This is a genomic window from Gaetbulibacter sp. NE (genome assembly GCF_025548475.1).
Taxonomy (GTDB): domain Bacteria; phylum Bacteroidota; class Bacteroidia; order Flavobacteriales; family Flavobacteriaceae; genus Gaetbulibacter_B; species Gaetbulibacter_B jejuensis.
The window spans coordinates 216,863-242,185 of the sequence record NZ_JAOQHY010000002.1 but is presented as its reverse complement, the minus strand read 5'-3'; the positions used below and the strand labels follow the sequence as shown (position 1 = coordinate 242,185).

The following is a 25,323-nucleotide window of genomic DNA, read 5'->3' as shown; positions in this document are numbered from 1 at the left end:
TCAAAAAACAAACAGTTATGACAACCTTAGCAAAAGTAATTATCTCCACAGTTTTAGGACTACTTATGATGTCCTGTAACTTTGATATGAATTTTGGAGTAAATGGAAACGGAAATGTAACCACAACCGAAAGATCGCTTGATGGTAGCTTTAGCGCAATAAAAGTAAGTAGAGGTTTAGATGTTTACATTACTCAAACCAATACCGAAAGTGTAAGTGTTGAAGCTGATGAGAACTTACAAGACATTATTATGGTAGAAATTGAAGGTGATGTTTTAAACATTTATGCCGAAGAAAATATTGGCACTTCAAAATCAAAAAAAATAATGGTATCTCTTGACGATTTATCTAAAATCTCAACAACCAGTGGTAGCGATGTATTTTCAACCAATACTATTAACACAAACACTATCGAGATTAAAACCACTAGCGGAAGCGACCTTGAACTAGATATTAATGCCGAAAGTATTGACTGTAGTTCAACTAGCGGAAGCCATGTTAAGCTTTCAGGTAAAACAAATAAACTCTACGCAAGTGCTACAAGCGGAAGCGATATAAGCGCACAAGATTTAAGTGCTGTATCCTGTCAAGTAAAAGCAACTAGTGGTGCAAACATTACCGTAAACACATCAGAAGAATTAATAGCTAAAGCTAGTAGTGGTGGCGACATTAACTACTATGGTAACCCTAAAAAAGTAGAAACTAGCGATAATGTTTCTGGTAGTATAAGAAAACGCTAACCAACCTGTTTACATACAACTAACCAACCTGTTTTCAAACCATTTCAACCTCTAGTTAGAGTTTGGGATGGTTTTTGCATATATTTGTTGTACAATTTTAAATTTATACAATGAATAAAATCCTTTTCGTTTTACTATTCGGTTTAGGTTTTACATCATCCTTTTTTGCTCAAAACAGTGAAAAAGTAAAAGGTAATAGAGATGTTACCATTGAACAAACCTATTTAGATGATTTCACTAAAATAATTGTAGGTGGCGACTTTTCAATAGAAATCATATACAACTCAAAGTCTTCAGTAGAAATTGAAACTGACAGCAATCTTCATGATATCATTAAAGTTGAAGTCGTTGATAGTACACTAACTTTCTCTACAACTCAAGAAATTTCTTCTAAAAAGAGATTGAATATAACGGTAAATTACAACACTCCATTAGAGTATATCGAAACTAAAGACGATGCTGAAATTCGCTCATTAACGTCTTTAGAGCTTAACGACGTTGTCTTAAAAACCACAGGAACCTCCAAAGCATACTTAAATATTAATGCCAATAACTTTGAGTATACAAGTTTAGACAAAGCAAAAGTAAAATTAAACCTTACAGCCAAAGGCACATCAACAGTTGTTTTAAGTGATAACAGTAAGTTAGACGCTCTTGTAAACAGTAAAGAAGCTAAAATTGACTTATACCAAAGAGCAACTATAAACATTGAAGGAGATACTAATAATGCAATTATTAGAACTGATAATAATTCTGATTTTAACGGAAAAAACTTTACAACCAAAACCTGTACTTTAATCTCTGAAGTTGCTAGTGATGCACACGTAAATGTATCTGAAGCTATCACTCTAGAAATTACCGGAAGCAGTGAAGTTTTCTTATACAACAACCCAAAGGTAACTATCAATAAATTTATTGATACTGCAAAATTGCTTAAAAAAGAAACTAATTAACTTTTAACCCTTTTTATTTAAATGAAAAAACTAATTGCCTTATCAATTGTTCTTTTTTCCATGGTTTCATGTAAAGAAAACACATCTAAAACTAGCAATAATTCAGCTGAATTGAAAGCTGAAGTTCAAGCGTTTTTAGATGATTACACTAATACTTTCGTAAAATTATATTACGATTCTGCACTTGCTGAGTGGGATGCCAACACACGTATTGTTGCTGGTGACACAACTAATGCTTACAATGTTCAAAAAGCAAATGAAGCCTTTGCTAAATTTACAGGAAGCACTGAAAACATTGAAAAAACAAGAAAATTTTTAGAGAATAAAGATGCTTTAGATATTGTTCAAGTAAGACAACTTAATACAATTCTTTATGCTGCTGCTAACAACCCTGAAACAGTTTCCGATTTAGTTTCAGAACGTATTGCTGCCGAAAATGCTCAAAACGAAACTTTATTTGGTTTCGATTTTAAAGTTGATGGCAAATCAGTAACCACAGGAGACATCGACAAAGTATTAAGAGAATCTAACGATTTAAAAGAAAGACTTGCCAACTGGGAAACTTCAAAAGCTGTTGGTAAAGATTTAAAAGATGGATTGGAAAACTTAAGATCGCTTCGTAACAAAACTGTACAAGCTCTAGGTTATGACGATTACTTTACTTACCAAGTATCAGATTATGGTATGTCACGTCAAGAAATGCGTGATGAAATGAACAAAATGGTTAAAGAAGTTTGGCCACTGTATAGAGAATTACACACTTGGGCTAGATATGAATTAGCTAAAAAATTCAATGCTGAAGTACCTCAGTATTTACCTGCACACTGGTTACCAAACCGTTGGGGACAAGACTGGAGCGCATTGGTTAATGTTGAAGGATTGGATATTGATGCTGCTTTAGCTGATAAAGAACCAGAATGGATTGTAAAAGAAGGTGAAAACTTCTATAAGAGTATTGGTTTTGACCCATTACCTGCAAGCTTCTACGAAAAATCTAGCATGTATCCTTTACCTGCTGATGCTCCTTACAAAAAGAACAATCACGCTTCTGCATGGCATATGGATTTAGAAAACGACTTGCGTTGTCTAATGAGTGTTGAAGCAACTGCCGATTATTATGAGACTATTCATCATGAATTAGGACATATTTATTATTATCAAGCTTACACCAACCCTGATGTTCCACCTTTATTACGTGGAGGCGCAAACAGAGGATACCACGAAGCCATTGGTAGTTTATTAGGTTTAGCTGCTATGCAAAAGCCATTTTTAGCTGAAAAAGGATTAGTTGATGCTAATGTTGAAATTGATGAAACTCAAAACTTATTAAAAGAAGCTTTAAACTATGTTGTGTTTTTACCATTCTCAGCAGGTGTAATGACTGAGTTTGAAAATGCTGTTTATGCTGAAAACCTTCCAAAGGATGAGTTCAACAAAAAATGGTGGGAACTCGCTCAAAAGTACCAAGGTATGGTTCCTCCTTCTGAAAGAGGTGAAGAGTTTTGTGATGCTGCTTCAAAAACACACATCAACAATGATGCTGCTCAATATTACGATTATGCAGTATCTTATATTTTATTATTCCAATTCCATGACCATATTTCTAAAAATATCTTGAAGCAAGATCCACATGCTACAAATTACTATGGTAGCAAACCTGTTGGAGATTTCCTTAAAGAAGTTTTAAAATCTGGTGCTAATAATGATTGGAGAGAGTTATTAAAAGAAAGTGTTGGTAGCGAAATGAGCGCAAAACCAATGTTAGACTATTTTGCTCCTCTTATGGATTACTTAAAAGAACAAAACAAAGGCAGAACACACACACTACCAGAAAGTTTATAATATTAAAACTTTAATACATAAAAAAAACCGAAGTTTATAGCTTCGGTTTTTTTTATCTCTATTATTTATGTTCTAGTTATAGGTAGAAGTACTAACTTCAAAAGTAGTATCTTTTGCAGCTAACCAACGTTCTGCATCAAGAGCAGCCATACAACCTGTTCCAGCAGCAGTAATTGCTTGTCGGTAAACATGATCGGCAGCATCACCACTCACAAAAACACCTTCTACATTAGTTTTAGATGTTCCAGGAACATTTATAATATATCCAGTTTCATCTAAATCTAAATAATCTTTAAAAATATCAGTATTAGGCTTATGTCCAATAGCTACAAAAAATCCTGTTGCAGGAATTTCGTGCTTCTCATCAGTTTGGTTATTAAACACTTTAACACCTGTAACTACTTGTCCATCTCCTAAAACCTCTTCAGTTTCAGTATTGAATAGTATTTCAATATTTGGTGTGTTTTTAACGCGTTCAGCCATAATTTTTGAAGCTCTAAACTCATCACGTCTTACAAGCATTGTTACCTTTTTACAAAGCTTAGATAAATAATGTGCCTCTTCGCAAGCACTATCTCCTGCTCCAACAATCACTACTTCTTGATTTCTGTAGAAAAAGCCATCACAAACTGCACATGCAGAAACACCTCCTCCTAATTTTAAATATTTTTGTTCAGATTCTAATCCTAAATATTTTGCTGAAGCTCCTGTAGAAATTATAACTGTATCGCAGTGTATTTCTTTAGTATCATTTACCCATACTTTGTGTACATCTCCAGAAAAATCTACTTTGGTAATCCACCCATCTCTTACGTCAGTTTCAAAGCGCTCAGCCTGTTTTTGTAACTGAATCATCATTTCAGGACCAGTTATTCCTTCAGGATAACCTGGGAAATTTTCAACTTCATTAGTAGTTGTCAATTGTCCTCCTGGTTGTGCTCCTTGGTATAAAACTGGAGACATATTTGCTCTTGCTGCATAAATAGCTGCTGTATAACCTGCAGGTCCAGAACCTATTATCAAACACTTTACTTTTTCAATTGTTTCAGACATAATCGTATCATTAATTTTACTAAACAAAAGTAGGTTTTTTGGGCAAATCCTTACATATAAGTTATTAACAGTTTGTATACAACTATAAGTAAAAATTATACCTAGCTACATATTTTTTACATTGAATAGTTTAAAAATACCAGTAGATTTTTGTAAATTTAGAAGGCAACACATTTAAAACTAAAACATTCTGTCATGAAACATTTAGCACTAATAATACTTACTGCCCTATTTGTAATTGCTTGTAAAAACAATGCAAATCAAAACGTCCAAGACAACACAAAAACACAAGATTCAATCAACGTGTCACTAGAAGGCACTTGGGAATTGGTAGGTTTTTATAACTACATCAACAATAAAGTATCCGATTCGTTTAACCCTTCGACAGGTTATCGTCAAGTAAAGATGTATACCACAACCAAAGTAATGTGGAGTAAAAATGTACCAACCGACAGTACTGAATGGTTTGGTTATGGATATTATAATATTAATGGTGATACGCTTACCGAAGTTTTGGATTATGGCTCTAAAATGATGAAAAAAATTATTAATGAACGAAAAGAATTTAAATACGAGCTCAACTTAAAAGAAAACACCTTTAGTCAAATTGAAGTTGATGATGAGGGTAACCGTATTTACTCAGAAAACTACAAACGTATTGAATAAAAAAAAGCCGAACAAAACAGTTCAGCTTTTAAAGTCGGGGTGGCAGGATGATACTCAAACCGCCACTATGCAGTAAAATCAATACTTCCAGAAGTAGACTAAAACAGTGTTAACCGAATTGTAGACCTATCTGTTAGTTTGAAATAGTATTATTTATCTGAACGTCTTACTACAAATTTACAATTTTAACTCCATTATAACCAGTCATTTTGCACCAAATATTATGATTAATCTATTAAATATTTGTTTACAATTTCCTCTTCTATTCCGCTGTATTCAACGAATTCTTTGATTGTGACAAATTGGTAGGATTCCTTTCCAAAGTAGTTTCTAATATCATTTAAAAGCTTACGCCCATAACGTTCACTACGTCCTGTGATACGCTGAATATCTTTTGGGTATATGCAAGCTCTTTTTGGGGTCATCATACTTTATCTATACTTTATCCATACATCATCCATACTTTATTGTTTTATGATTATGGTGATGATGATGCGTTGTTAAAATGTTGAAAATCCCGATAGGGTTTTCAATATTTTAATGACGTTTTTGGTTGTATCGGAATGCATGACCGAAAACGGAATTGCTTTTTTAACAACGTGCTATAAAATTACGTGATTTGGTTTCATTAATCAAAAAACGAATTATTATGGCAAAACAAACTGGTATTATTAAACTGAAAGGAACTATCGGTGGTATTTCCTTTTACAAAACGACTGACGGACATCTTGCACGCGAAAAAGGCGGTGTAGATGCCAATCGTATTGCGAATGATCCTGCGTTTCAGAGAACGCGTGAAAATGGGTCTGAATTTGGACGCGCTGGTAAAGGTGGTAAACTACTTCGAAATGCTATACGTATTCTTTTACAAAATGCAAAGGACAAACGTGTAGTGTCTCGTTTAACTAAAACGTTGGTTGCTATCACTAAAACTGACACAACCAATGAAAGAGGATCTAGAACACTTCAAGATGGGAATTTAAGCCTGTTAGAAAGCTTTGAATTCAATTTAGGTGGAAAGTTAGGAACAACACTTTTTGCTCCGTTTACGAATGCTTTTGACCGTGTTTCTGGTGATGCTACGGTTAACCTTGATGCATTTTCTCCAACGGTAAGAATTGCAGCACCAACGGGAACAACCCATTTTAAGGTGGTAATGGGTGCTTCTGAATTGGATTTTGAGAATGAAACCTCAACATTTGAAAATGATGAGACTGCCATTCTTCCATACATTGCTGCAGATACTGCTGCTATTGCCTTAACAGCTTCTTTAACCGCTAACTCAACGCTTCCTGTTGTTCAGGTGCTTGGTATTGAGTTTTACCAAGAGGTTAACGGACAAATGTACGAGCTTAAGAACGGTGCTTACAACGCTTTGGCAATTGTTATTGTAGATATCCCGTAAGTATGAAATTAGTGTTGCATAGAGCCTATTTTGAAGAGGGTACCAATGGTACTCTCTTTAATTCTGGTAAATTTCTTTGCCATACTATTGAATTGCCCTGGAACGATAACAAGCGAAATATTTCCTGTATACCTGAAGGTGTTTATGAAATTGAACCGCGTTTTTCTAAACGGTTTAAGCATCATTTGATTTTGAAGGATGTAAAAGGTAGAAGTTTCATTTTGTTTCATCCTGCGAATAATGCTTTAAAAGAGCTTCAAGGGTGTATTGCTCCAGTAACGTATTTGAGTGGAATTGGTAAAGGTGTTTATTCAAGGAATGCTATGCAAAAACTGTTGTCTTTGGTGTATCAAGCTAAAGACAGAAAAGAAACCATTTTATTAACTATTAAATCACAGAATTATGAACATTGTAGAACGTTATAAAAAACCAACTCCCAAATTTTTCAAGACTTTACGCAATATTGGTATTGCATTGGCTACTGCAGGTGGTGCCATCATAGCTGCACCAATTTCGATGCCAGCTATTGTGGTAACCATTGCTACTTATATGACCGTTGCCGGAACTGTAGCCACCGCAGTAAGTCAAGCTGTTGTTATTGATGATGAAAAAACCGAAACTGATGCGAATGACGATGGATTATAATACCAAATCTGCCATTATTGGTGGTACATTCTTTTCATCAATCGTTAATATTGGTGTTGAAGATTTGATTACTACCATTGTTTTGGCTATTGTTGGTGCTATCGTGAGTTTCTTTGTTTCTCTACTTCTTAAAAAAATCATCACTTTTCTTGGGGCAAAGTGTCGTAGGTGTAAGTGATTATTGATGTTTAGTGGTTGGAAAAATAAATAAAGGGCATTTTCTAAAAAATGCCCTTTTTTTATGCGCGGTGTTGAGGTGGGTGAAAGCTATGACCGTCTGCCTTCTAAGCAGATGGTTTAGCCTTTTACCTACCGCAGACACAAGGCAAAACATTAATAATTGCTGTAACCTATACCGTTGAAATGGGTGGTGGGGAAAAGATGGAAAAATTGTGTGTTCTGAACTTCAATGCCAGTACATAATTGGCGGCTGGTGAGCGGATATTTTACATAATGGAGTTATAGTACAGAAACTAAATGAATGCTACTATAACTACCCGTTATGTAAATATAGCTTTGGGTAGTGTTTAAATTTATAGCTTTTGGCGAAGTGTAGTTCTTTACAGTTGTGAACGAGGTACGAGAAAACAAGCTATAATGTGCTACATAAGCGTTGGCAATTTAAACTCTACATAAGCAAGGGAAGCGGAACAAACCAAAAGACAGAGGATTTTGAGGAACGAAAAAACTGGGTTTTGGTTTGTGGGGAATTTACTTAACAGTTGTATGATATAAATCAATACCTTCTATCTCGTAAACTTGAGTTGTGTGACAATCTAATTTGTCCGGATTAAAAATAGCTAAATTGTAACCATCAGAGTATAACGAACTTTGATATTCAACTCCATCAAATCCCAAAGATTTTATAAACTCTGAAATATATTGTGTTGGGATATAGTCTAACTGCTTATCTAATTTTCTGATAGGTAATGAGATTTCCTTTTGTAGTGTTTGAATGAAAGGAACATAAATTAAGAAGTCTTCTATTGCCTCATTTTCTGACCAAGGAATAGGGTCATCTTTAGGGTTTCTTAAATTTAAAATTCTCAAATCTTCTTCTAATTGAAATTCTCCTACAGTAACGTAATCAAATAGTGAAGCTCGTGTTTCGTACAATGATGTTTTTAACGAATCTGCCACATATAAATATGAAATACCTTTAGGGTTTGCTCTACCACCAGTTGTTAATTCTTTAGGTGGATTTCCCATTTCGTCTGGCGGAAAACCATTTTTATCAGAAATACGACATCTATAAAATATTCTCCCTTTTTTAATCTCCTTATAGAAGCTTTCGTGCATAAAAAAGTTAGTAAGCTTATTTAAGTCAATTGTATTTTGAATGTGATACCGGTTTGTATATTTTATTTCCTCTTTAAAGTCTTCCCAAATACCGTGAATTTGGTTTGTTTCAGTAAGTAAATCAATCTTGATTTCAGAAGATACATTATTATTAAACAAATCTTCAATATCTTCTATTTCATCTGCAAAAATTGCTTGAAAAAGCTCTTTAGAGTTTACAACCTCATCTGTAGTAAGATTAAAGTCTTTTTTTAAAGATTGTGGCAAATCAAGTTTTGAAGCTTCGTCAACTGTATAAAGCGATATAATATTTCTAAAAAATGGTGCAAGTTCCCTAGCTGCATATATGGATACATTAGTCGATTTACAGAAATTACAATCACCGACTCTATCATCTGCATTTATAATATTAATGAGATAGTCACTGGTAAAACAGTTAATGCAACAATTCATAACTATATATTAGTAATTACCAGTTCGATGTGGTTCATAATAGATAATTTTTTAAGAGTTCCAAGACCAGGAAAATGACCTCTCTGTTGCAAGTCCCTAAAAATTTCTACCGCTCGGGTATGAATGTTATGTTGATTACACCAAGCGACTAATTTATCTAAAGCTTCAGAGAATTTTCCTCCGATATCTGAAGTGTCACCATTTGAATCTGAAACAAAATGTTTTACTTTAATTTTATCTGTGCCATCAATGTAAGATAAATGAATAGCTACAGCCCTTGGTAAAAATCCAGAATCAGAATAATTGTCTCCTATTGTGATAAAGTCACCAAATCCTACAAAACCGTCTTCTTGATAGTATCTGTACTCTTCAGAAAAGCTACTTTCTTGGTCTAAATAGTCTACGTTTCTTGGTAATTCCTTAAAATAATCATCAAGAGACACCCTTGTTTGTTGTTCAAATTCACGGTAATATCTTCTACTTGTTTTAGAGAAATAGATTAAATTATATACAACATTTAAACTTGAAGTTAGCAGCTCTATGTTTTCTGTTGTAGTTTCAGTATTATGAATTAAAGTTACACCGTTATAATTTAGGTTCAAACCATTAATAAACCCTATTAAAGTTTCTAATTGTCTTGAAGAGAAAGCATCAATAATTACTGCTAGTTGATAATTATCGTAATGCTGTAAATTTTCATTAAGGACATCAACTATTGCTTGATTGTTGTTTTTTAAATCTCCAACTCTAGGGTTAATTACAACATTAAAATTGACATTTTTAGAAGCTAATTCTTTTAAAGAAGATTTTAATGTAGAGGAACTTTTTACAGGTTCTATTACTGGTGAAGTCTTTAAAATATCGTTTGGAAATAAGCCACATAAGTCTCTTAATGCGATTAACTCAAATTGCTTACCTCTGACATATGGGAAATACATATTTTGCTTTTTTGTGATAAGAAATATTCTAATTGTTGGTATTCAGCCTCTGAAAAATCTAAAGAATAACAAATATGCTTAAGTGATTCAGGAATTTGTCTTTCTTTAAAAACTTCCGGATTAGAAATGTTCCTATATTTTAATTTTTGTACAACTAATTTTTGAAATTCTAAAATATCTATTTTTTTTGACATCTTAAGACATTCTCTAAAAATTTGAGTATTAGGAACATCAGGCACATATTTAAAATAAGATCTTATCAAGCTAATGTATTCATCTTTTCGTAATGTCTTGAAAAGAGTATCGTGCTTAAAAGTAAATGTATTGTTTTTAGCTTCTTTTACAGTTTTTAGTGCATTTCGTTGAGTTAACTCAATTATACCAATATTAGAATTATAATACTTCATTAATAGGTTTGGTATATGCTTTGAGCTTGTAACTATATATATTTTGTCTGCAAATTTTTCGTAATCAGATAACTGCTTATCTAATTTTTCTAGACCATCAAGTTCAGTTTTGATTTCATATATACGAGCTTCACCGTTTAAAAGAACAAAGTCCGCTATTGAATTTGCTATTTTAAATTCATTTAATGCTATAGTACTTTTCAAACTATATTTTTTCAATAAAAGCTTATTGATAAGAATATTTTTGTAGACATACTCGTTTTTATAGTTGCAAAGTAAGGATTTGTAAATTTGATTTAGAACCTGAAGATTAGTAGTGCCCTCTTTGACTTTTGTATATCTATCTACACGATAAAATGTATCAAAATAATCTTTGTCTCTCACTATTTTTTTAAAATTAGCGGTAGAAAAAATTTGAGCTAAACTCCTAATCTGGTTTATATTTTTAGTTATCTCCATTATTTTTACAAATCTACAAAATTCATAAAGAAGTCGTATTTCTAACGACTTTTAAGATTTTTTATTGAGCATAAGTCTATAAATCAGGTTCTTTTATCCTTACTTTCCTTATCAAAAGCAATCAAATTGAAGAGTTGTCGCATTCTGGAACGTACTCTATTTCCATATCTTTCTTCTAATTCTTGTGCGTTTAAGTTTGTAGTTGCGTGGGTTCTGATTTTTCTCTGAAGAAATAAATCGTAACGTGATAAGAGGATTTCGCCCATAACATTACAGTCCTTCCCAAAATGTCTTCCGGTTGTTTCTACTCCCAAATCGTCAAAACAATAGAAATTACTGTTACCATATTCTTGAATGGTCTTATAACCAACATTGTTAAATGCAAACGTGATGTTTCTTGTCGGAATAACTTCATACTCCTTATGATGTGGTACTATGTGCCTTAACAATTTCATTAAACTGGTTTTACCACAACCAACTGGACCAGATAACAGAATACCTTTGTTTGGATCTATATTTAGTTTTTCACAAGCTTCAAAATCACGAATAAAATAGATACATAACTTGTACAACACAACCTCATCCTCTTCATAAATCTTAAAGTTTTTGCCAAATAACAACTTTCCTTTTGCATCGAGGTAAATGAGTATGCTTTTGAAATCGTATTGAATACAATTGTCTTTTAACTCGCCAAGTTTGTATTGGACGCCTTTTTCGATGATTATGTGAGGTTGCTCATTTTTCATAAAGGCTCGTTGTAGTTTTTGTTTTTAGTAGTCTTTAGGTTGTCCATATTTGGGACACTGTTGTTTTGTTTTGAATCTCTTTCAGAATCATTAAAATCTGAATTTTTAAAATTTTTCTGTTTATTACTGTTTTTGTTTTTTATAGTTTGTATATGTTTATATATAGGTACCAGTGCTTGTCCAGTACTTGTCTCGATTTGAGTATTGTTGTGTCCCACTAGTTGTCCAGAACTTGTCCCAAATTTGAACATCTTAATTTTACTCCCTCTATACGGATTGTGTGATGGGAAATACACGATATATTTCCAATGGTTTAATTCCTTGATGCATCTGTGATAGGTGGATTTCGAGCCTATTTTTGATAATTGCATAACCTCATCACGGTTTATAAAAAACTCTTCTAAAAATCGGTTTAAATTCCACAACTGGAATAAGGCTATGTATAAGCTTATATGGGTTGGGTTTAAACGACTGTCTTTTGAGAATTGGCTGAAAACTGCGTTAAGGTGTTTGATGTAGTTTACGTCTTCCATAAAAAGCCCCCTCGACTGCGCTCGGGGTGACAATTAGAATTTATTATGGATGCGATTTTCTTCCATTACTTTTAAGATTTCTTCATAGTCGTAATAGATAACACCACCAACTTTTGTATAGGGCAATGTGCCATTAATACGAAGATTTTGTAATGTTCCTGGTGAGATACTTAATAGGTCTCTAACCTCTGGTGATTTGAGCCATTTTTTAGGTGCGAAACCTGATTGGTGGTTAATGATTGCTTTGATGTCCTCAAGTAATTCTTCTTTAAATTCTCGAAGATCTTCTGTAGTAATAATTGTTGCTGCCATAGTAACGATTTAAGTTAAATAGCTACCGCCTCGAACTTTCATTCTCGGCAGCAGCTATTAATGATTTTTAATTAGATCCTGAAACAAGTTCAGGATGACAAAAAAACTCTCACAGATATTTTGACAGTGCTCAATATGACAGTGAGAGTTTTATATTGATTTGACTTTCGTTTGGCAAATATGAAATGGATTAGTGAAGTTTATTCACAACGGGGATTGTGTTGTGAACGATTTTTTAAAAATCTGTATCATCCATTCGTTTTACTAATGATTCCTTTAGAGAATTAATGAATTTTGTCCTGTTTGTTTTACGAATCCTAATCTCTAAAAATGTACGTCTGTACTGACCTAAATTGATATTGAACACCGATTCAAAGTACAAGGCAATATCCTTTAAGTCGGTTGCCCCGTTATTAAACACTCCTTGTGAATGTAATGCATACAACAGTTCTATTAAGGCTACTTTTGAACCCGTCCAGGTTAAAGCCGAGTTGGGTTTGCGTTGTGATTTCTGTCTATAATTATTACTTGTTTCTTGCAGTTTATTTTCAATAAAGACTTCCAACAAATCGTTGGCCATAATTTTAGCTACTTTATAGCTGTGAAGTGTAGCAAAAGACAGGTCTGATTCAAAATACAAAGAGTCTAAACTCAACTTAATATCAAAGTTACCCCTTACGAAATACTTGTAATCAAGATATGTGCTTCCAGTACGATAATATTTATAAAACTCCAGTTCATAATCAAAAAACCTTTTTAGCTTTTGAAGTTCTTCTCTATAATATTTCTTTACGACTCTGCGACCACCACGTGGTTTTTTGGTTTCTATCTTATAAATCTTATTGTAGTAGATAAGTTTTGAGGTAAATTGTGGTTTTATTTCCTTAAAAAATTTGATTTCTTCTTCTTGAGACTTAAACTTCTTTTTGCTTATTTGAGTTTTTAAATTTTCAACAGTCAAAACAATAATTTCAATTGATTTTTCACATTGTTCTATAGGATCGTCTATTTCAAGATTGATAAAATTTAGTTGCTCGTTTAAGTTTCCTATTATCTCTCTAAATCTAACATTCAATTTTTTTATTTTTTAAAACTACCATATCTGTTCTAATTTTTCTAAACTTTTCCCCTTTGTCTCTGGGATAAATTTGTAGGTGCCAACTATAATTAGTAAAATGAAAAATATAAAAATAAAATAAGGTAAAGACCCGTTCCATGTGGTACTATTATTTATATCACTACCAACAATTACAGGGAATGATTGAGAAACAATATAATTAGCAGCCCATTGAGCAGCCACGGCAACTGACATAGCCACACTTCTAATTTTATTAGGAAACATTTCAGACAATAGTACCCATACAATTGGTCCCATGGATAGGGAAAACGACGCAATGAAGATTAAAATTCCAATCAATGATAATATCCCTACAATTTGTTGTTGTAATGTTACACCTAGCACCAAGAAACCTGTAATCATCCCTATACAACCAATATAAATTAATGGTTTTCTTCCAAATTTATCGACAGTAAACATGGCTATTAATGTAAAAACAACATTAATAAATGCTAAAAGAATTTGTTGTTTTAACACATCTTCTTGTCCATATCCCAGTGCTTTTTCAAAAATATCTGCGCCATAATATAACACTGCATTAATTCCTGTAAATTGTTGTAGAACTGAAAGCAGCGAACCAATAATGATTATTTTCAATATTTTTTTAGAAAAATAATTTACTTTTTCTGAAGAATAGCTATCATTTAGAGTAGAGGTCTTGATTCTTTCAATATCTTGTTTTGCGCTTTGTTCACCTTGTATTTTTTTTAAAACTAAAAGAGCTTCATCTGTTTTTTCTTTTAAACATAGCCACCTCGGGCTTTTTGGTATAAAAAACAATAATATTAAGAATACTAAACTAGGTATTAACTCTGACCAAAACATATACCGCCAACCAAAAGCAATATTTTCTTGTTGCGTTAGATCGTTGCCTATAAAATAGGTAACCAAAAAAACACTAAAAAAACCAATAACTATTGCCAACTGGTAATATGTTACCATTTTACCTCTAATTGAAGATGGGGCAATTTCCGCTATATACATAGGCGCATTCATAGAAGCTATACCTATACCTATACCTCCAATAATTCTAAAAATCACTAAAACAGTTACAGATTCAGGAAATAGACTGGGGAGACCAGAACCATATGCTGAAATAGTAAAAAGTATTGCGGAAATTATTAATGATCTTTTTCTACCGATTAGGATGCTTAATTTTCCTGAAACAACAGCTCCTACTAAACAACCGAGTATGGCACTACCAACCACCCATCCTTTTAGAGCATCAGTTAACTCAAAATATTTACTAAAATAAAATTGAGCACCATTTATAACTCCAGTATCATAACCAAACAAAAGACCACCAAGGGCCGATATAATAGTTATTAATAATAGGTAGGATTTTTTTTTCATTTTGGAAAGATTTGAAATTATGGCAAAAAAATACGTTCCTTAAAACGATTATTATCTTAAAGAACGTATTCAACTAATTCAACACATTATTAACTACACTTCAATTAATATACAAGTATTTTCTTAACAACCTGCCCACTATTACTGGTCAATCTAACAAAATAAAGACCATCAGAGTACGTTTGAAAATCTATTGATAAACTTGTGATATCTTTTGAGCTTGGGACACTCTTTACTAATTGGCCTTTAACATCAAAAACACTTACGTTGTCCATGCTACCATGAGATCCTTCTCCATAAAAATTAAGCACTCTTTGGTTAGGATTATATACAAATTCAAAAGCATTCTCATTAAATTCTTCAGTATTTAAGGAATAGTCACAACCATTAAATACATTATAAATATTATCGCCTGAATTATTAACCGTTACAATTCTGTTAGTACCTGTTACGGTCGAACAGGTTGACTCTGATTCTGGAGTTTCTTCAGTTCCCCAACCATTACCATTAAGATATTTGTACTCAAAAGTAATTGGGTAGTCAGAAGGTGTTGGTAATCGCAAAGTAGCACTATGAATATCACCATTAACATCTGGAAGCGATAAAACACTAGGGTTCCAATCTGTATGCCATCCTGCCATATGAACACCATCCCCAGAAATAGAAGCTTCACTTGACATGTCAACATTAAAAGTCACCTCAAAACCAGTTCCAGATGAGTTACAACCGTTAAATGGCACGGACTCAAGTGTTATACTCATACCTGAATCATTAACATAAAGAAATCTATCTCCATTACTTGGAGCACAAGGATAACCAGCAGACTCATCGGTACCCCAAGCATTACCATTTAAAAATTTATAACGATGCCAACCTTGATCCAGCTGCACTGTTACAGAATAAATATCGGTTGAACCTTCTTGCGTAAGGGTTGTACTACTGGTATTCCAGTCATTAATTGTACCTGTAATATGAACACCGTCAGCACTTACTGATTCGGCAGACATATCTACACGAAAAGTAACATCTACTTGCGAAAATGCTTGATAAGAAAATAGTAACGCAAGCGCCACCAAATTAAGGAAGTATTTTTTTTTCATAATAAAGTAATTTATATTAATTAATTAATAAATAATTGATTGCATAGCGTGTGGAGGAATAGTATTTGATATCTCACTATCACCCACTTGCAATTTGTAGTTTATATTGTTATCTGTTTTATTCATAACTACTGTTATGATTTGTCCATCTGGGTTTTGAAAAGAAGTGCTTTCTATTGTGCTCCTACTGGCCGTAGTACTAATACGCTTTGCTCTGGGTTTAATAAACTTTGAAAAATGGCCTATGTAGTAATAGGTAGGCGTATAAATAAGTTCATTCTTTTGAGTATCAGCATGGATTGGAGCGAAACAAAAATTTTGTACGTGATTTGGACCACCATTTTCATTAAGCAAAATATTCCAATCTGTCCATCCAACAGTACCACTATTAAAATCATTAATCATTGAATTCCCATAGCGCTCTGCATTAGACCAACGATCGTATTGATTGGGATCAAATTTTTCTTGACAGCCTTCTGTGAACAATAAATTTTTAGTAGGGTAAGATTCATTGATGTTTTTTAGGTTGTCATACTTTGGGTCACCACCAGTCCATGTTTCATACCAGTGAAAACCTATTCCCCAAGCGTATTTTGACGCTTCAGAATCTTCAAAAATTGTATTGGCTCGATGCGATATTAAATCTCTGTTATGATCCCAAACCACAATGTTTTTATCACCAAAACCATTTTTTTCAAAAGTTGGCCCTAAATTATATTTTAAAAAATCACGTTCTTCTTCGGCAGTATAGATACAAGATTCCCAACGCTGTGTAGCCATAGGCTCATTTTGAATTGTAACGCCCCAAACAGGGATACCTTCGGCTTCATAAGCTTCAATAAACTTCACGAAATAATTAGCCCAAGCCTGATAATATTCGGGGAGCAACTTACCGCCTTCAAGCATATGCTTGTTAGTTTTCATAAAGGCAGGTGGACTCCAAGGGCTGGCATAAAACACTAAATCGTCACTAATTAAAAATTGCGCACGTTTAATCATAGGGATGCGCTTCTCTTTATCTTTGTCAATTGAAAATGTTTTTAGCTCTTTATCTCCTTCATCTATATATGTGTGACTACCTAAACCAAAATCACTACTGTGTATACTGGTTCTTATAATATTGTAGTTTATGCCATCTTCAGAATAATAGGCTTTAAGTAATTCTTCTTGTTTGTCATTACTTAATTTTGAAAACACCTCTGCAGATGCGTCGGTAATAGCTCCGCCAATGCCTAAAAACTCTTGAAATTGTTTTTCTGGATTAACAAAAATGGCTACTTCAGTTTCTAATGGTTGTTTTGCTGTTTCAAAGGTTTTATGTAATTCTAGTGATAATCTTTTGTTCGTGTTTTCAGCAGTAGTATAGACACTTGCCTTTTTACCATAGTAACTAACTTTTTCTTCGCTTTCATAAGTCATCCCTAAATCTTCAGGATTTCCTTTCTGCTTACAAGAGATAAGAGTAACTGCCGTAAATAGTATGTATAATAGTGTTTGTTTCATTTCTATTGTTTTTACCAGATAAATGTAGCTACAGACCCTCCAGGAATTGTAGCAGTTATTGGTTCTGAATCCACATTAATATTAAGTGTATTTTGTACATCTGAATTATTTAAAACAATCACAACAATATTATTATCTGGTGTTTTGTATGCGACATTTGGAAAATCTGAAGAGTAGTTTGATTCTATTCTCACTGAACCTTGAGGCACAAATTTTGAAGCATGAGCAAGACTATAATATCCTGGGTTTCTTGTTACATCATTACCGCTAATTGTGACTGCACCTAAACATGAGGTACACCCGCCATCTGTATGAGGGTCACTATTTGGGTCTGCTGCTAAATTCCACTGTAATACATTTTTGCTCCAATTACGAGGTGCTCCTACAATTAATTCACGAACATGCCAACGCATGTCAGAATAGAAATCGCCCGGTGCCTCTATCCACTGTTCAGTGAAATACACATTTTTGTCAGGGTGTGCATTGTGCACGAGAGTCATATTACTTATTTGACCTGCATATAAATGAAACGCAGAACCGTCTACAAAACTTTTAGCTACCGCATCATTCATTATTGATATTGGATAATCTGGATTATCTAGGTTATGATCAAAAAGAATAATTTTTGTGCTGATGCTTTCGGTTGCAAACAAGGGTCCTAAATGGTCTCGAACAAAGGTTTTTTGTTGTTCTGCACTCATAAGCATACTTGGATTATTATAAGGGTTTTCTGGTTCGTTTTGAATAGTAATAGCATCTATTGTAATGCCTTGCGCAGCCATACCTTGTATGTACTTTACAAAATAGTTAGCATAGGTATCATAATATTGTGGTAATAATTCTCCTCCTATGGTAGAACCATTACTTTTCATCCATGTGGGCGCAGACCAAGGTGATGCTAAAATTTTAATATTAGGATTGATAGCTAATATTTCAGTTAATACTGGAATAAGATTGGCCATATCAGGGTTTAAAGAAAAGTTATCTAAATTTTCATCTGTTTGCCCATTTGGTAAATCATTATAGCTAAAAGTTGTACTGTCTAAATCTGAAGAACCAATACTTATTCGTAAATAACTTAAACCAATACTATTCGCATCATTTCCAAAAAGTTCTTGTAACAAACTAGCCCTAGAACCAGAAGACATAGTATTTATCAACATAGCGCTACCTCCTGTTAAGGTATAACCAAAACCATCCATTTCTTGAAAAGTTGTCTCTTCTGAAACATTAATAGTAAAATTATTATTAGTCGCTAGAGGAAACATACCGCCAGATTGCAAAGTCAGCAAATTTGTTTGATCCGGTGAAGTCAAGTAATAGTCTACATTAAGTTCTTCAACTTCTGGAGGTGGGTAAGTAGGCATTTGATCGTCACTGCAAGATAGAAATGCAAAAAGTAAGGCTAATAGTATCACTGTTCTGGATATAAAATTATTTGATATCTTCATTTTAAATTTATTTATTGGGCAAATTCATAAGAACCTGTTTGATAATCATCGTTGAGAATTATGGTCACTGTGTAAGTACCATCAGTATTGATATTAAGTAAATTTGAACCGCCACCATTGATAAGGTTTCCTGTTAATGATGATGGATTATCACTTCCTAAATCAAAATCCCAAGGGCTAATAAATTTACTTTCAGAACCAGCTATAAGGTCCGTAGTTACAGTAAATGTATTTGGGTGAGCGTATGTCATTGGGAACTCCTCTCTATCATCCCAAACTTGCCAATGGAATAATTTAAAGTTATAATAGGTCCAGTTTAATGCTGGTGCGCTAAAATCTATACTAAATCGTAACGCTCTGTCTGCAAACACAGTAAAATTATCACTGCTTTCAACTAATGTAAGTGCATCTGACACTATATCGGCATCGGGTGTAACACTTTCGGCAAGTAAGCCATTTACAGAATAGGAAGTTCCTGAACCATCACTAGCACTATTAAGTGTATAAGTATTACTGGCCTGCATAGGGATAAAACGATTAGAACTAAAGACATCGCCACTCAAAGAAAACTCTTCAATCATAGATCCGTTTTCTAATAAGAATAATTGCGCAGGTGTATCAATAGGATCTACAACCGAGTCATCAACCTCGAAAGAATAAGTGTAATTTTCGGCCGAAAGGTCTAAAGTCACAAAATATTGACCTGTTTGATTATTTGGTATATCCTCATAAGTCACGCCTTGATTTGCTGCATCACTTTCTAATACCACCGTATTTTGAGTTCCTACAACCCGTTTTAACAAATATCCCCAATCTCCATTTGCTCTAAAAACGAAACCTCCAGTCTCCAATAAGTTGATAGAAGCCCTCCAAACACTATTACCCTGATAATCCAGAGGTTCGTCACCTCCCCAACCACCGGCTATTGGTGTACCCACCATACTCCAAAAGTTAATTTGAAGTAGTTCATAGGTGTTATTGTCTAAATCTACTTTTACTCTAAATTGTCCAGAAGTTTCAGCAATTATAGGGTCTCCAAAAGACTCTAGATTACCATCACTTCCACCAAATTGTAATGCCGGCAGTGAACGCTCACTATAAAATTTATACGTTTCGCCAGCTACTAAACTGGTATATATTTCATGGATATTTGACAGTGAACCACTGCTGTTTGATAAGCGTCTTAATTGAATGCCTTGAGAAAGGTCTTCACCATTTTCTGTAGCTGATCCAGACAAATATAAATTCTGCGGAATGATTTCATTTTCAAATCTCACTACCTTAATCGCTCTAGTAGATTGACTTGTTTTACTTAAGCTCGTTGCCTTAATCGCAAAAGCTACATGTGCTTCAGAATTTGCGGGATAACCACCATAGGCTAGAGCTTCGTTCAATTCTTCATAACTCACAGAAAGTGATGTTCCGCTACCATTATTTGACGAAACAGAAGAGAAAAACGGTGAAGTGAAGTCGCCGTTTAAATTATCAATAAAAACTTCGTAAGTAACTGCATATCCAGCAGAAGATTTAGCAGCTTCCCAACTAAACGTAATGGTTTCATTTGGTGTAGATTCATCTAATACAATCGTTGGCTCTGATGTTGGCAACAAGATTTCTGGTGAGCTTAACTCCCATTGACCTTCAGGTTGCAAATTATCATCGGTATCACAAGAAATGAATGTAAAACCAAGTAAAACCACAAATAAGGCAATAAATATTTTTTTTGTTTTCATAACTATTTTTTTTTAAAGGGGGTTTTGTACTAGAGCAGGGTTTCTATCTAATTCTTGTTGTGGAATTGGTAAGAGTTTTTTAGCCTCTGTCATGTTATAGTTAACTTGATTACCAGTTCTCAAATCAATTTCAACCAAATTATTCATAGTAGAAACTAGCATATTATATCTTGCAAGATCATCCCATCTTTGTCCCTCCTGAAATAATTCTAATCGGCGCTCTTTAAGTATAGATGTGCGTAATGTTTGCTGTGAATTACTTTGCGTATCAGTTAAATCTGGTAATCCTGCTCTGGATCTAATTCGGTTTACTTCTGTGATGGCATTTTGTAATTGATTCAGTTCATTATAAGCCTCTGCCTTTAATAATACAATGTCACCATACCTTAACAGGTAAGTATTGTCTGCACTTGCAAAACCATTAGCATTTTTCCACTTATAACTAAATGGAATGGAAAACCCTTGAGTATTCCCCCAGAATTCATCCACCCATTGTACAGATTCAAATAAAATGGCTGTATTTTTTCTAACTGTATCACCTTCGGAATCAAAAGCATTTACCAAATCTACAGATGGTGTTACAAACTTCCTCCAAGAATCACCACTTACAGAAGGTGGCAGTAATAATTGAGGACCATAATTTCCTTCATTTCCTCCAAGGTATTGTACTTCAATTATAGACTCTGCATTATTGTAGTTATTACCATCAAACAATTGGCTGTAATTAATTAGTTGGTAATTGGCTTCACTAGATTCTAAAGCTTCAATATGGTTCAAAACCTCTTGGTAATCTGGATTAGGCTGTTGCGCGTAGGCTTTTGCAGCTAATGCGTGTGCCGCCCCAGAAGTTGCTCTTGCTTTGTTAACACTTGCATCATTTCCATAAACATCTGGTAGCAAAAGTGCTGCCAATACTAAATCGGAAGTAACTTGACTATAAACATCTTCAACTGAAGAGCGTGGAATATTTACTTCATCAGATTCGGTTGAGGTAATGGTATTTGTAATTAACGGAACTCCTCCCCATAATTTCACTAATGTAAAATAATGATATGCCCGTAAAAAAAGTGCCTCTCCTTTAATTTGGTTTCTGCGTTCTTCAGTAAGTTGAGGATCATTAATTTCATCTACACGTTCTAGCACTAAATTAGCTTTTGAGATAGCGTTGTAAACATTAGACCAGTGTTTGAATAATCGAGAATGTGTTGGAGCAATATCTAAATAGTCTAGTTGAAAAATTTCTGGGTTATCACCACCTGCATAACAATTGTCCGATCTTACATCTTGGAACAAAAGATTATCCCAAACGTAATATTCCGATGATTGAAACGATTCATAGGCACCTACTAAAGCAGATTCTATTTGACTAGCTGTTTCATAGGCATTACTACTTGTCTCCTCTGAAATAGGCTGTAGGTCTAAAAAATCCTCACAGGAAAACCATGTAATTGATATAAAAAGAATGATAAGGATGTTATATGGTTTCATATATAGTTTTTTTTAAAATGTTATGTTTATACCAAATATTAAATTTCTGGTTTGTGGATAGGTACCGAAATCAATTCCTTGAACGGTATTATTACCCCCAAAAGCATTTACCTCGGGATCAAAACCTGAATAATCTGTTATTGTAAAAATATTTTCTACCGTTCCATATATTTTAAAGGCTGTTATTCCTAGTTGTTTTATAACCTCCTTTGACAAATCATAACTTAAGGTTATGGTCTTGAACCTTAAATAAGATGCGTCTTCAATAAACCTTGTAGACACTCTAGAATTGTCACTATTCCCAAAACTCGCTCTTGGAATATTAGTAATATCGCCTGGTTGGCGCCATCTATCTAATACTGCAGTTGATTGATTTTTAGGGTCAATCATACCCTCTGTTTCAATGCGAGTTACATTTAGCATATCATTACCTTGAGAACCTTGAAGAAACAAGAACAATCCAAACCCTTTATAATTTAATGAGCTTGTTATTCCATAATAAAAATCGGGATTAGCATCCCCTATTATTGTTCTATCTTCAGGACTTGGTGTAAAAGTAGAATTACCATTTCTATCAATATAATAAGCATCTCCTGTCATTGGATCAACCCCTCCAAAAATATAACCGTAAAGTGTACCTAAAGGCTTACCTTCACGTACCAAGCTTGCTTCGCCTCTACCTCCAGTTATTCCTCCTTGAAGCAATTCCTGACCTACTAGGTTAATAACTTCATTACGATTAAATGAAATATTAAATCCAGTATTCCAAGAAAAGTTTTTTGATGTTACATTAACGGTATTTAAAGCAAATTCCAGCCCTTTATTTTCAATTTCTCCAATATTTTGAATAGCACTATCAAAACCGGTTGCAGTTGGAAGTGGTGCATTTAAAAGAAGATCTCTAGTTTTTTTTATGTAGGCATCAGCAGTAAAATTAATTCTACTATTAAAAAGAGAGACATCAATACCTACATTAGTTTGTTCAGATTCTTCCCATTTTAACTCAAGATTTTCTATTGATGCTGGGAAAGTTCCAGGTTGGGCTACACCTCCAAAAGGATAATTAGCACCAGAACCTACACGACCTAAATAGCTGTAAGGCGCTATATTGTCATTTCCAACAAGTCCCCATCCAGCTCTTATTTTTAAATCATTAATAAATGAATCGTCTTTAAAAAACCTTTCGTTTGAAACCCTCCAACCTAAAGAAAATGAAGGAAAGTATCCCCACCGCTTATTAGGTCCAAAAACACTTGAACCATCTGCTCTAAAGTTGGCAGTAAGAAGATATTTATCATCATAACTATAATTTATTCTGCTCAGGAATGATGCGTTTGATTTTTCAGATTTTGATGCAGAAGCCAAAAACACTTCTGAACCTCCATTTGGCGTTGATATTGTTGCACTAGAAAAATTACGCGTTTGAATAGCACTATTTTCAAATTTAAATTTCTGGGCAACAGAACCAACTAAAGCCTCTACTGAATGCTTGTTAAAACTTTTATTAAAGCTTAATGTGTTTTCTACTATATAATAAGACCTTTTATCTGTATTATTGATTCCTTGACCTCCTATGGCAACACCAAATCCAGTCCTAAAAGGATCTAAAAAAGAATCAAAAACACCATGGCCATTATCAATTCCATAATTGAAACGATATTTGAAATTTTTAAGGAATTTTGCCTCTAGATATATATTACCTATTATTCGTTGCTCATTGAATTCCCGATCTAGTCCGTCAGTACTTGCTAGCGGGTTTTCCCAATTTTGAAACGGATTACTTGTAAACATTCCATCTTCATTAAAAACCCCAATAATTGAAGGTGTGGTTAAGGCTCCTAAAAGGACACCTCCTTGATTAACACTATTGTTGTCGTTTACATCTACATCACTGTAAATAGTATAGGCCATTCTTGTACCAACCTTTAACCAATCATTAATCTCTTGGTCTAAATTAATTTTAAAATTTGTTCTTTGCATTTCCGAACTCCTGACCGCACCTTCTTGAGACAAATAGCCCGCTGATACGAAGTAATTTGTAGATTCTGATCTACCAGAAACAGAAGCCTGGTAATTTTGAGAAAAACCATTTTGAAATATTTCATTTTGCCAATCTGTCCGTTCAGTGTAGTTTTCCCAATCAGTAGATAATCCCATTTCGGTCATTAAATCACGGTATTGTTCTCCATTTAAGACCGGTAATGTTTTCCATACTTGAGAAAAACCTGAATAGGTATCTAAACTTATCTCTGGCTTTGCAGTCGTTCCTCTTTTTGTTGTTATTAAAACCACTCCGTTAGCTCCCTGTGCACCATAAATGGCTGATGAGGAGGCGTCTTTTAAGACTGTGATTGTATCAATGTCACTAGGATTTATTGATCTTGTATCTGTAGTCGGAACTCCATCAACAACATATAAAGGTTCACTACTTGCATTAATTGAGTTTGTACCTCTTATTCTCACACTAAAACCTCCAGATGGCTTACCTGAACTTGAAACAACCTGAACACCTGCTGATTGACCTTGTAATAGCGAACCTAGTTGAGTGTTAGGTCTAGATTCAAAATTATCGCCATCTATTGTTGTTACTGAACCGGTAATATCCTTTTTCAATTGAGAGCCATAACCAACAACCACTACCTCATTTAATGCATTGATGTTTTCTTCCAAAGTCACATTTATAATTGTTTGGTCACCAACCATAATTTCTTGGGTATTAAAACCTAAATAGCTAATGACAAGGATAGAATTGCTTTCAATACCTTGGTCTATACTGTAATTGCCATCAAAATCTGTACTTGTTCCAATAGTTGTTCCTTTAATTATAATTGAAACACCTGGCAACGGAACTTTATTATTATCCAAAATTTGTCCAGAAATTTTCTTCTGAGCAATTGCGGAAAAATGAATAAAAAGAAAAAGTATTATTACTTTTAACCACTTTTGTTGTATCATATATTAGTTAAGCTTTAGTTAAAAAAATTCCTTGTTGCAAGTTACCCTAACAAAGAGCCTGTGACAATAGCCAATAATAAAAAAGTGGATAAATTAAAGCTTAATTTTAATTTAATTTATTGACTTACTGGTTTTTATATAAAATATAATAATATAAAAAAGTGGGTGTTAA

The 25,323-nt window shown here is 33.7% G+C and carries 24 protein-coding genes; 8 read left to right on the top strand and 16 right to left on the bottom strand.

The window, feature by feature from the left end:
• The first annotated feature begins 17 nt into the window (after nt 1-17).
• The 3 genes from OD803_RS05760 (at nt 18) to OD803_RS05750 (ending at nt 3,535) form a co-directional block, all read left to right on the top strand.
• Nucleotides 18-740: a head GIN domain-containing protein gene (locus OD803_RS05760; protein ID WP_262732695.1), complete on the top strand. Its 723-nt coding sequence runs from the start codon at nt 18-20 to the stop codon at nt 738-740.
• A gap of 110 nt (nt 741-850) precedes the next feature.
• A complete protein-coding gene (locus OD803_RS05755) occupies nt 851-1,693 on the top strand; it encodes a DUF2807 domain-containing protein (RefSeq protein WP_262732694.1) in 843 nt (280 codons plus the stop codon).
• Between the two features lie 21 nt (nt 1,694-1,714).
• Nucleotides 1,715-3,535 (top strand): M2 family metallopeptidase, encoded by a 1,821-nt coding sequence (locus OD803_RS05750; RefSeq protein WP_262732693.1) that lies wholly within the window; start codon nt 1,715-1,717, stop codon nt 3,533-3,535.
• 72 nt (nt 3,536-3,607) lie between these two features.
• On the opposite strand, the gene trxB is transcribed toward OD803_RS05750, so the two are convergent.
• Nucleotides 3,608-4,588, bottom strand: coding sequence for a thioredoxin-disulfide reductase (trxB, locus tag OD803_RS05745; protein WP_262732692.1), 981 nt, complete (start codon nt 4,586-4,588; stop codon nt 3,608-3,610).
• Between the two features lie 195 nt (nt 4,589-4,783).
• On the opposite strand from trxB, the gene OD803_RS05740 reads away from it, so the two are divergent.
• A complete protein-coding gene (locus tag OD803_RS05740) occupies nt 4,784-5,254 on the top strand; it encodes a hypothetical protein (protein ID WP_262732690.1) in 471 nt (156 codons plus the stop codon).
• A gap of 227 nt (nt 5,255-5,481) precedes the next feature.
• Here OD803_RS05740 and OD803_RS05735 read toward each other — a convergent pair whose 3' ends face one another.
• On the bottom strand, nt 5,482-5,682 hold the full coding sequence (locus OD803_RS05735) for a hypothetical protein (RefSeq protein WP_229730285.1): 201 nt from the start codon (nt 5,680-5,682) through the stop codon (nt 5,482-5,484).
• A gap of 221 nt (nt 5,683-5,903) precedes the next feature.
• On the opposite strand from OD803_RS05735, the gene OD803_RS05730 reads away from it, so the two are divergent.
• Genes OD803_RS05730 through OD803_RS05715 form a run of 4 tightly spaced genes read left to right on the top strand, consistent with a single transcriptional unit; the run spans nt 5,904 to nt 7,482 of the window.
• The gene (locus OD803_RS05730; RefSeq protein WP_262732689.1) at nt 5,904-6,659 is read left to right on the top strand and encodes a hypothetical protein; all 756 of its coding nucleotides are present in this window, start codon (nt 5,904-5,906) and stop codon (nt 6,657-6,659) included.
• Nucleotides 6,660-6,661: 2 nt separating this feature from the next.
• Nucleotides 6,662-7,084 carry a DUF5675 family protein gene (locus OD803_RS05725; protein WP_262732688.1) on the top strand — a complete coding sequence of 141 codons (423 nt, stop codon included), beginning with the start codon at nt 6,662-6,664 and terminating at the stop codon, nt 7,082-7,084.
• Nucleotides 7,062-7,304: a hypothetical protein gene (locus tag OD803_RS05720; protein WP_262732687.1), complete on the top strand. Its 243-nt coding sequence runs from the start codon at nt 7,062-7,064 to the stop codon at nt 7,302-7,304. Before OD803_RS05725 ends, OD803_RS05720 begins: the two co-directional genes overlap by 23 nt.
• On the top strand, nt 7,294-7,482 hold the full coding sequence (locus tag OD803_RS05715) for a hypothetical protein (protein ID WP_262732686.1): 189 nt from the start codon (nt 7,294-7,296) through the stop codon (nt 7,480-7,482). Before OD803_RS05720 ends, OD803_RS05715 begins: the two co-directional genes overlap by 11 nt.
• A 533-nt stretch (nt 7,483-8,015) precedes the next feature.
• Here OD803_RS05715 and OD803_RS05710 read toward each other — a convergent pair.
• The 14 genes from OD803_RS05710 to OD803_RS05645 all read right to left on the bottom strand — a co-directional run bounded on the left by OD803_RS05710 (nt 8,016) and on the right by OD803_RS05645 (nt 25,151).
• The gene (locus OD803_RS05710; protein ID WP_262732685.1) at nt 8,016-9,056 is read right to left on the bottom strand and encodes an RES domain-containing protein; all 1,041 of its coding nucleotides are present in this window, start codon (nt 9,054-9,056) and stop codon (nt 8,016-8,018) included.
• 2 nt (nt 9,057-9,058) lie between these two features.
• A complete protein-coding gene (locus OD803_RS05705) occupies nt 9,059-9,994 on the bottom strand; it encodes a sce7725 family protein (RefSeq protein ID WP_262732684.1) in 936 nt (311 codons plus the stop codon).
• Complete coding sequence (locus OD803_RS05700) at nt 9,955-10,860, bottom strand: sce7726 family protein (RefSeq protein ID WP_262732683.1); 906 nt, start codon at nt 10,858-10,860, stop codon at nt 9,955-9,957. Before OD803_RS05700 ends, OD803_RS05705 begins: the two co-directional genes overlap by 40 nt.
• Before the next feature lie 83 nt (nt 10,861-10,943).
• On the bottom strand, nt 10,944-11,606 hold the full coding sequence (locus tag OD803_RS05695) for an ATPase (RefSeq protein WP_262732682.1): 663 nt from the start codon (nt 11,604-11,606) through the stop codon (nt 10,944-10,946).
• Complete coding sequence (locus OD803_RS05690) at nt 11,603-12,139, bottom strand: 1-acyl-sn-glycerol-3-phosphate acyltransferase (protein WP_262732681.1); 537 nt, start codon at nt 12,137-12,139, stop codon at nt 11,603-11,605. The genes OD803_RS05695 and OD803_RS05690 overlap by 4 nt, the downstream gene beginning before the upstream one ends.
• 33 nt (nt 12,140-12,172) lie before the next feature.
• Entirely contained in the window at nt 12,173-12,451 is a 279-nt protein-coding gene (locus tag OD803_RS05685) for a helix-turn-helix domain-containing protein (RefSeq protein WP_036124021.1), read from the bottom strand.
• 235 nt (nt 12,452-12,686) lie between these two features.
• Complete coding sequence (locus OD803_RS05680; protein WP_262732680.1) at nt 12,687-13,526, bottom strand: RteC domain-containing protein; 840 nt, start codon at nt 13,524-13,526, stop codon at nt 12,687-12,689.
• Between the two features lie 18 nt (nt 13,527-13,544).
• A complete protein-coding gene (locus OD803_RS05675) occupies nt 13,545-14,921 on the bottom strand; it encodes a sugar porter family MFS transporter (protein WP_262732679.1) in 1,377 nt (458 codons plus the stop codon).
• A 104-nt stretch (nt 14,922-15,025) separates the two neighbouring features.
• Nucleotides 15,026-16,021, bottom strand: a complete 996-nt coding sequence (locus OD803_RS05670) for a T9SS type A sorting domain-containing protein (RefSeq protein WP_262732678.1) — start codon at nt 16,019-16,021, stop codon at nt 15,026-15,028.
• A gap of 24 nt (nt 16,022-16,045) precedes the next feature.
• A complete protein-coding gene (locus OD803_RS05665; protein WP_442899852.1) occupies nt 16,046-17,524 on the bottom strand; it encodes a glycoside hydrolase family 30 protein in 1,479 nt (492 codons plus the stop codon).
• 11 nt (nt 17,525-17,535) lie between these two features.
• Nucleotides 17,536-18,975, bottom strand: a complete 1,440-nt coding sequence (locus tag OD803_RS05660) for a glycoside hydrolase family 30 protein (RefSeq protein WP_262732677.1) — start codon at nt 18,973-18,975, stop codon at nt 17,536-17,538.
• Between the two features lie 11 nt (nt 18,976-18,986).
• Nucleotides 18,987-20,708, bottom strand: coding sequence for a SusE domain-containing protein (locus OD803_RS05655; protein ID WP_262732676.1), 1,722 nt, complete (start codon nt 20,706-20,708; stop codon nt 18,987-18,989).
• A gap of 12 nt (nt 20,709-20,720) precedes the next feature.
• Nucleotides 20,721-22,196, bottom strand: coding sequence for a RagB/SusD family nutrient uptake outer membrane protein (locus OD803_RS05650; protein WP_262732675.1), 1,476 nt, complete (start codon nt 22,194-22,196; stop codon nt 20,721-20,723).
• A 12-nt stretch (nt 22,197-22,208) separates the two neighbouring features.
• On the bottom strand, nt 22,209-25,151 hold the full coding sequence (locus OD803_RS05645; RefSeq protein WP_262732674.1) for a SusC/RagA family TonB-linked outer membrane protein: 2,943 nt from the start codon (nt 25,149-25,151) through the stop codon (nt 22,209-22,211).
• Nucleotides 25,152-25,323: the final 172 nt, after the last annotated feature.

Bases quoted from the DNA above. Each gene is read 5' to 3' on its own strand.
- OD803_RS05750 (WP_262732693.1), top strand. From the start codon at position 1,715: ATGAAAAAACTAATTGCCTTATCAATTGTTCTTTTTTCCATGGTTTCA.
- OD803_RS05685 (WP_036124021.1), bottom strand. From the start codon at position 12,451: ATGGCAGCAACAATTATTACTACAGAAGATCTTCGAGAATTTAAAGAA.
- OD803_RS05730 (WP_262732689.1), top strand. From the start codon at position 5,904: ATGGCAAAACAAACTGGTATTATTAAACTGAAAGGAACTATCGGTGGT.
- OD803_RS05725 (WP_262732688.1), top strand. From the start codon at position 6,662: ATGAAATTAGTGTTGCATAGAGCCTATTTTGAAGAGGGTACCAATGGT.
- OD803_RS05675 (WP_262732679.1), bottom strand. From the start codon at position 14,921: ATGAAAAAAAAATCCTACCTATTATTAATAACTATTATATCGGCCCTT.
- OD803_RS05760 (WP_262732695.1), top strand. From the start codon at position 18: ATGACAACCTTAGCAAAAGTAATTATCTCCACAGTTTTAGGACTACTT.
- OD803_RS05650 (WP_262732675.1), bottom strand. From the start codon at position 22,196: ATGAAACCATATAACATCCTTATCATTCTTTTTATATCAATTACATGG.
- OD803_RS05695 (WP_262732682.1), bottom strand. From the start codon at position 11,606: ATGAAAAATGAGCAACCTCACATAATCATCGAAAAAGGCGTCCAATAC.
- OD803_RS05700 (WP_262732683.1), bottom strand. From the start codon at position 10,860: ATGGAGATAACTAAAAATATAAACCAGATTAGGAGTTTAGCTCAAATT.
- OD803_RS05665 (WP_442899852.1), bottom strand. From the start codon at position 17,524: ATGAAACAAACACTATTATACATACTATTTACGGCAGTTACTCTTATC.
- OD803_RS05715 (WP_262732686.1), top strand. From the start codon at position 7,294: ATGGATTATAATACCAAATCTGCCATTATTGGTGGTACATTCTTTTCA.
- OD803_RS05710 (WP_262732685.1), bottom strand. From the start codon at position 9,056: ATGAATTGTTGCATTAACTGTTTTACCAGTGACTATCTCATTAATATT.
- OD803_RS05705 (WP_262732684.1), bottom strand. From the start codon at position 9,994: ATGTATTTCCCATATGTCAGAGGTAAGCAATTTGAGTTAATCGCATTA.
- OD803_RS05735 (WP_229730285.1), bottom strand. From the start codon at position 5,682: ATGATGACCCCAAAAAGAGCTTGCATATACCCAAAAGATATTCAGCGT.
- OD803_RS05740 (WP_262732690.1), top strand. From the start codon at position 4,784: ATGAAACATTTAGCACTAATAATACTTACTGCCCTATTTGTAATTGCT.
- OD803_RS05655 (WP_262732676.1), bottom strand. From the start codon at position 20,708: ATGAAAACAAAAAAAATATTTATTGCCTTATTTGTGGTTTTACTTGGT.
- trxB (WP_262732692.1), bottom strand. From the start codon at position 4,588: ATGTCTGAAACAATTGAAAAAGTAAAGTGTTTGATAATAGGTTCTGGA.
- OD803_RS05720 (WP_262732687.1), top strand. From the start codon at position 7,062: ATGAACATTGTAGAACGTTATAAAAAACCAACTCCCAAATTTTTCAAG.
- OD803_RS05755 (WP_262732694.1), top strand. From the start codon at position 851: ATGAATAAAATCCTTTTCGTTTTACTATTCGGTTTAGGTTTTACATCA.
- OD803_RS05670 (WP_262732678.1), bottom strand. From the start codon at position 16,021: ATGAAAAAAAAATACTTCCTTAATTTGGTGGCGCTTGCGTTACTATTT.
- OD803_RS05660 (WP_262732677.1), bottom strand. From the start codon at position 18,975: ATGAAGATATCAAATAATTTTATATCCAGAACAGTGATACTATTAGCC.
- OD803_RS05645 (WP_262732674.1), bottom strand. From the start codon at position 25,151: ATGATACAACAAAAGTGGTTAAAAGTAATAATACTTTTTCTTTTTATT.
- OD803_RS05690 (WP_262732681.1), bottom strand. From the start codon at position 12,139: ATGGAAGACGTAAACTACATCAAACACCTTAACGCAGTTTTCAGCCAA.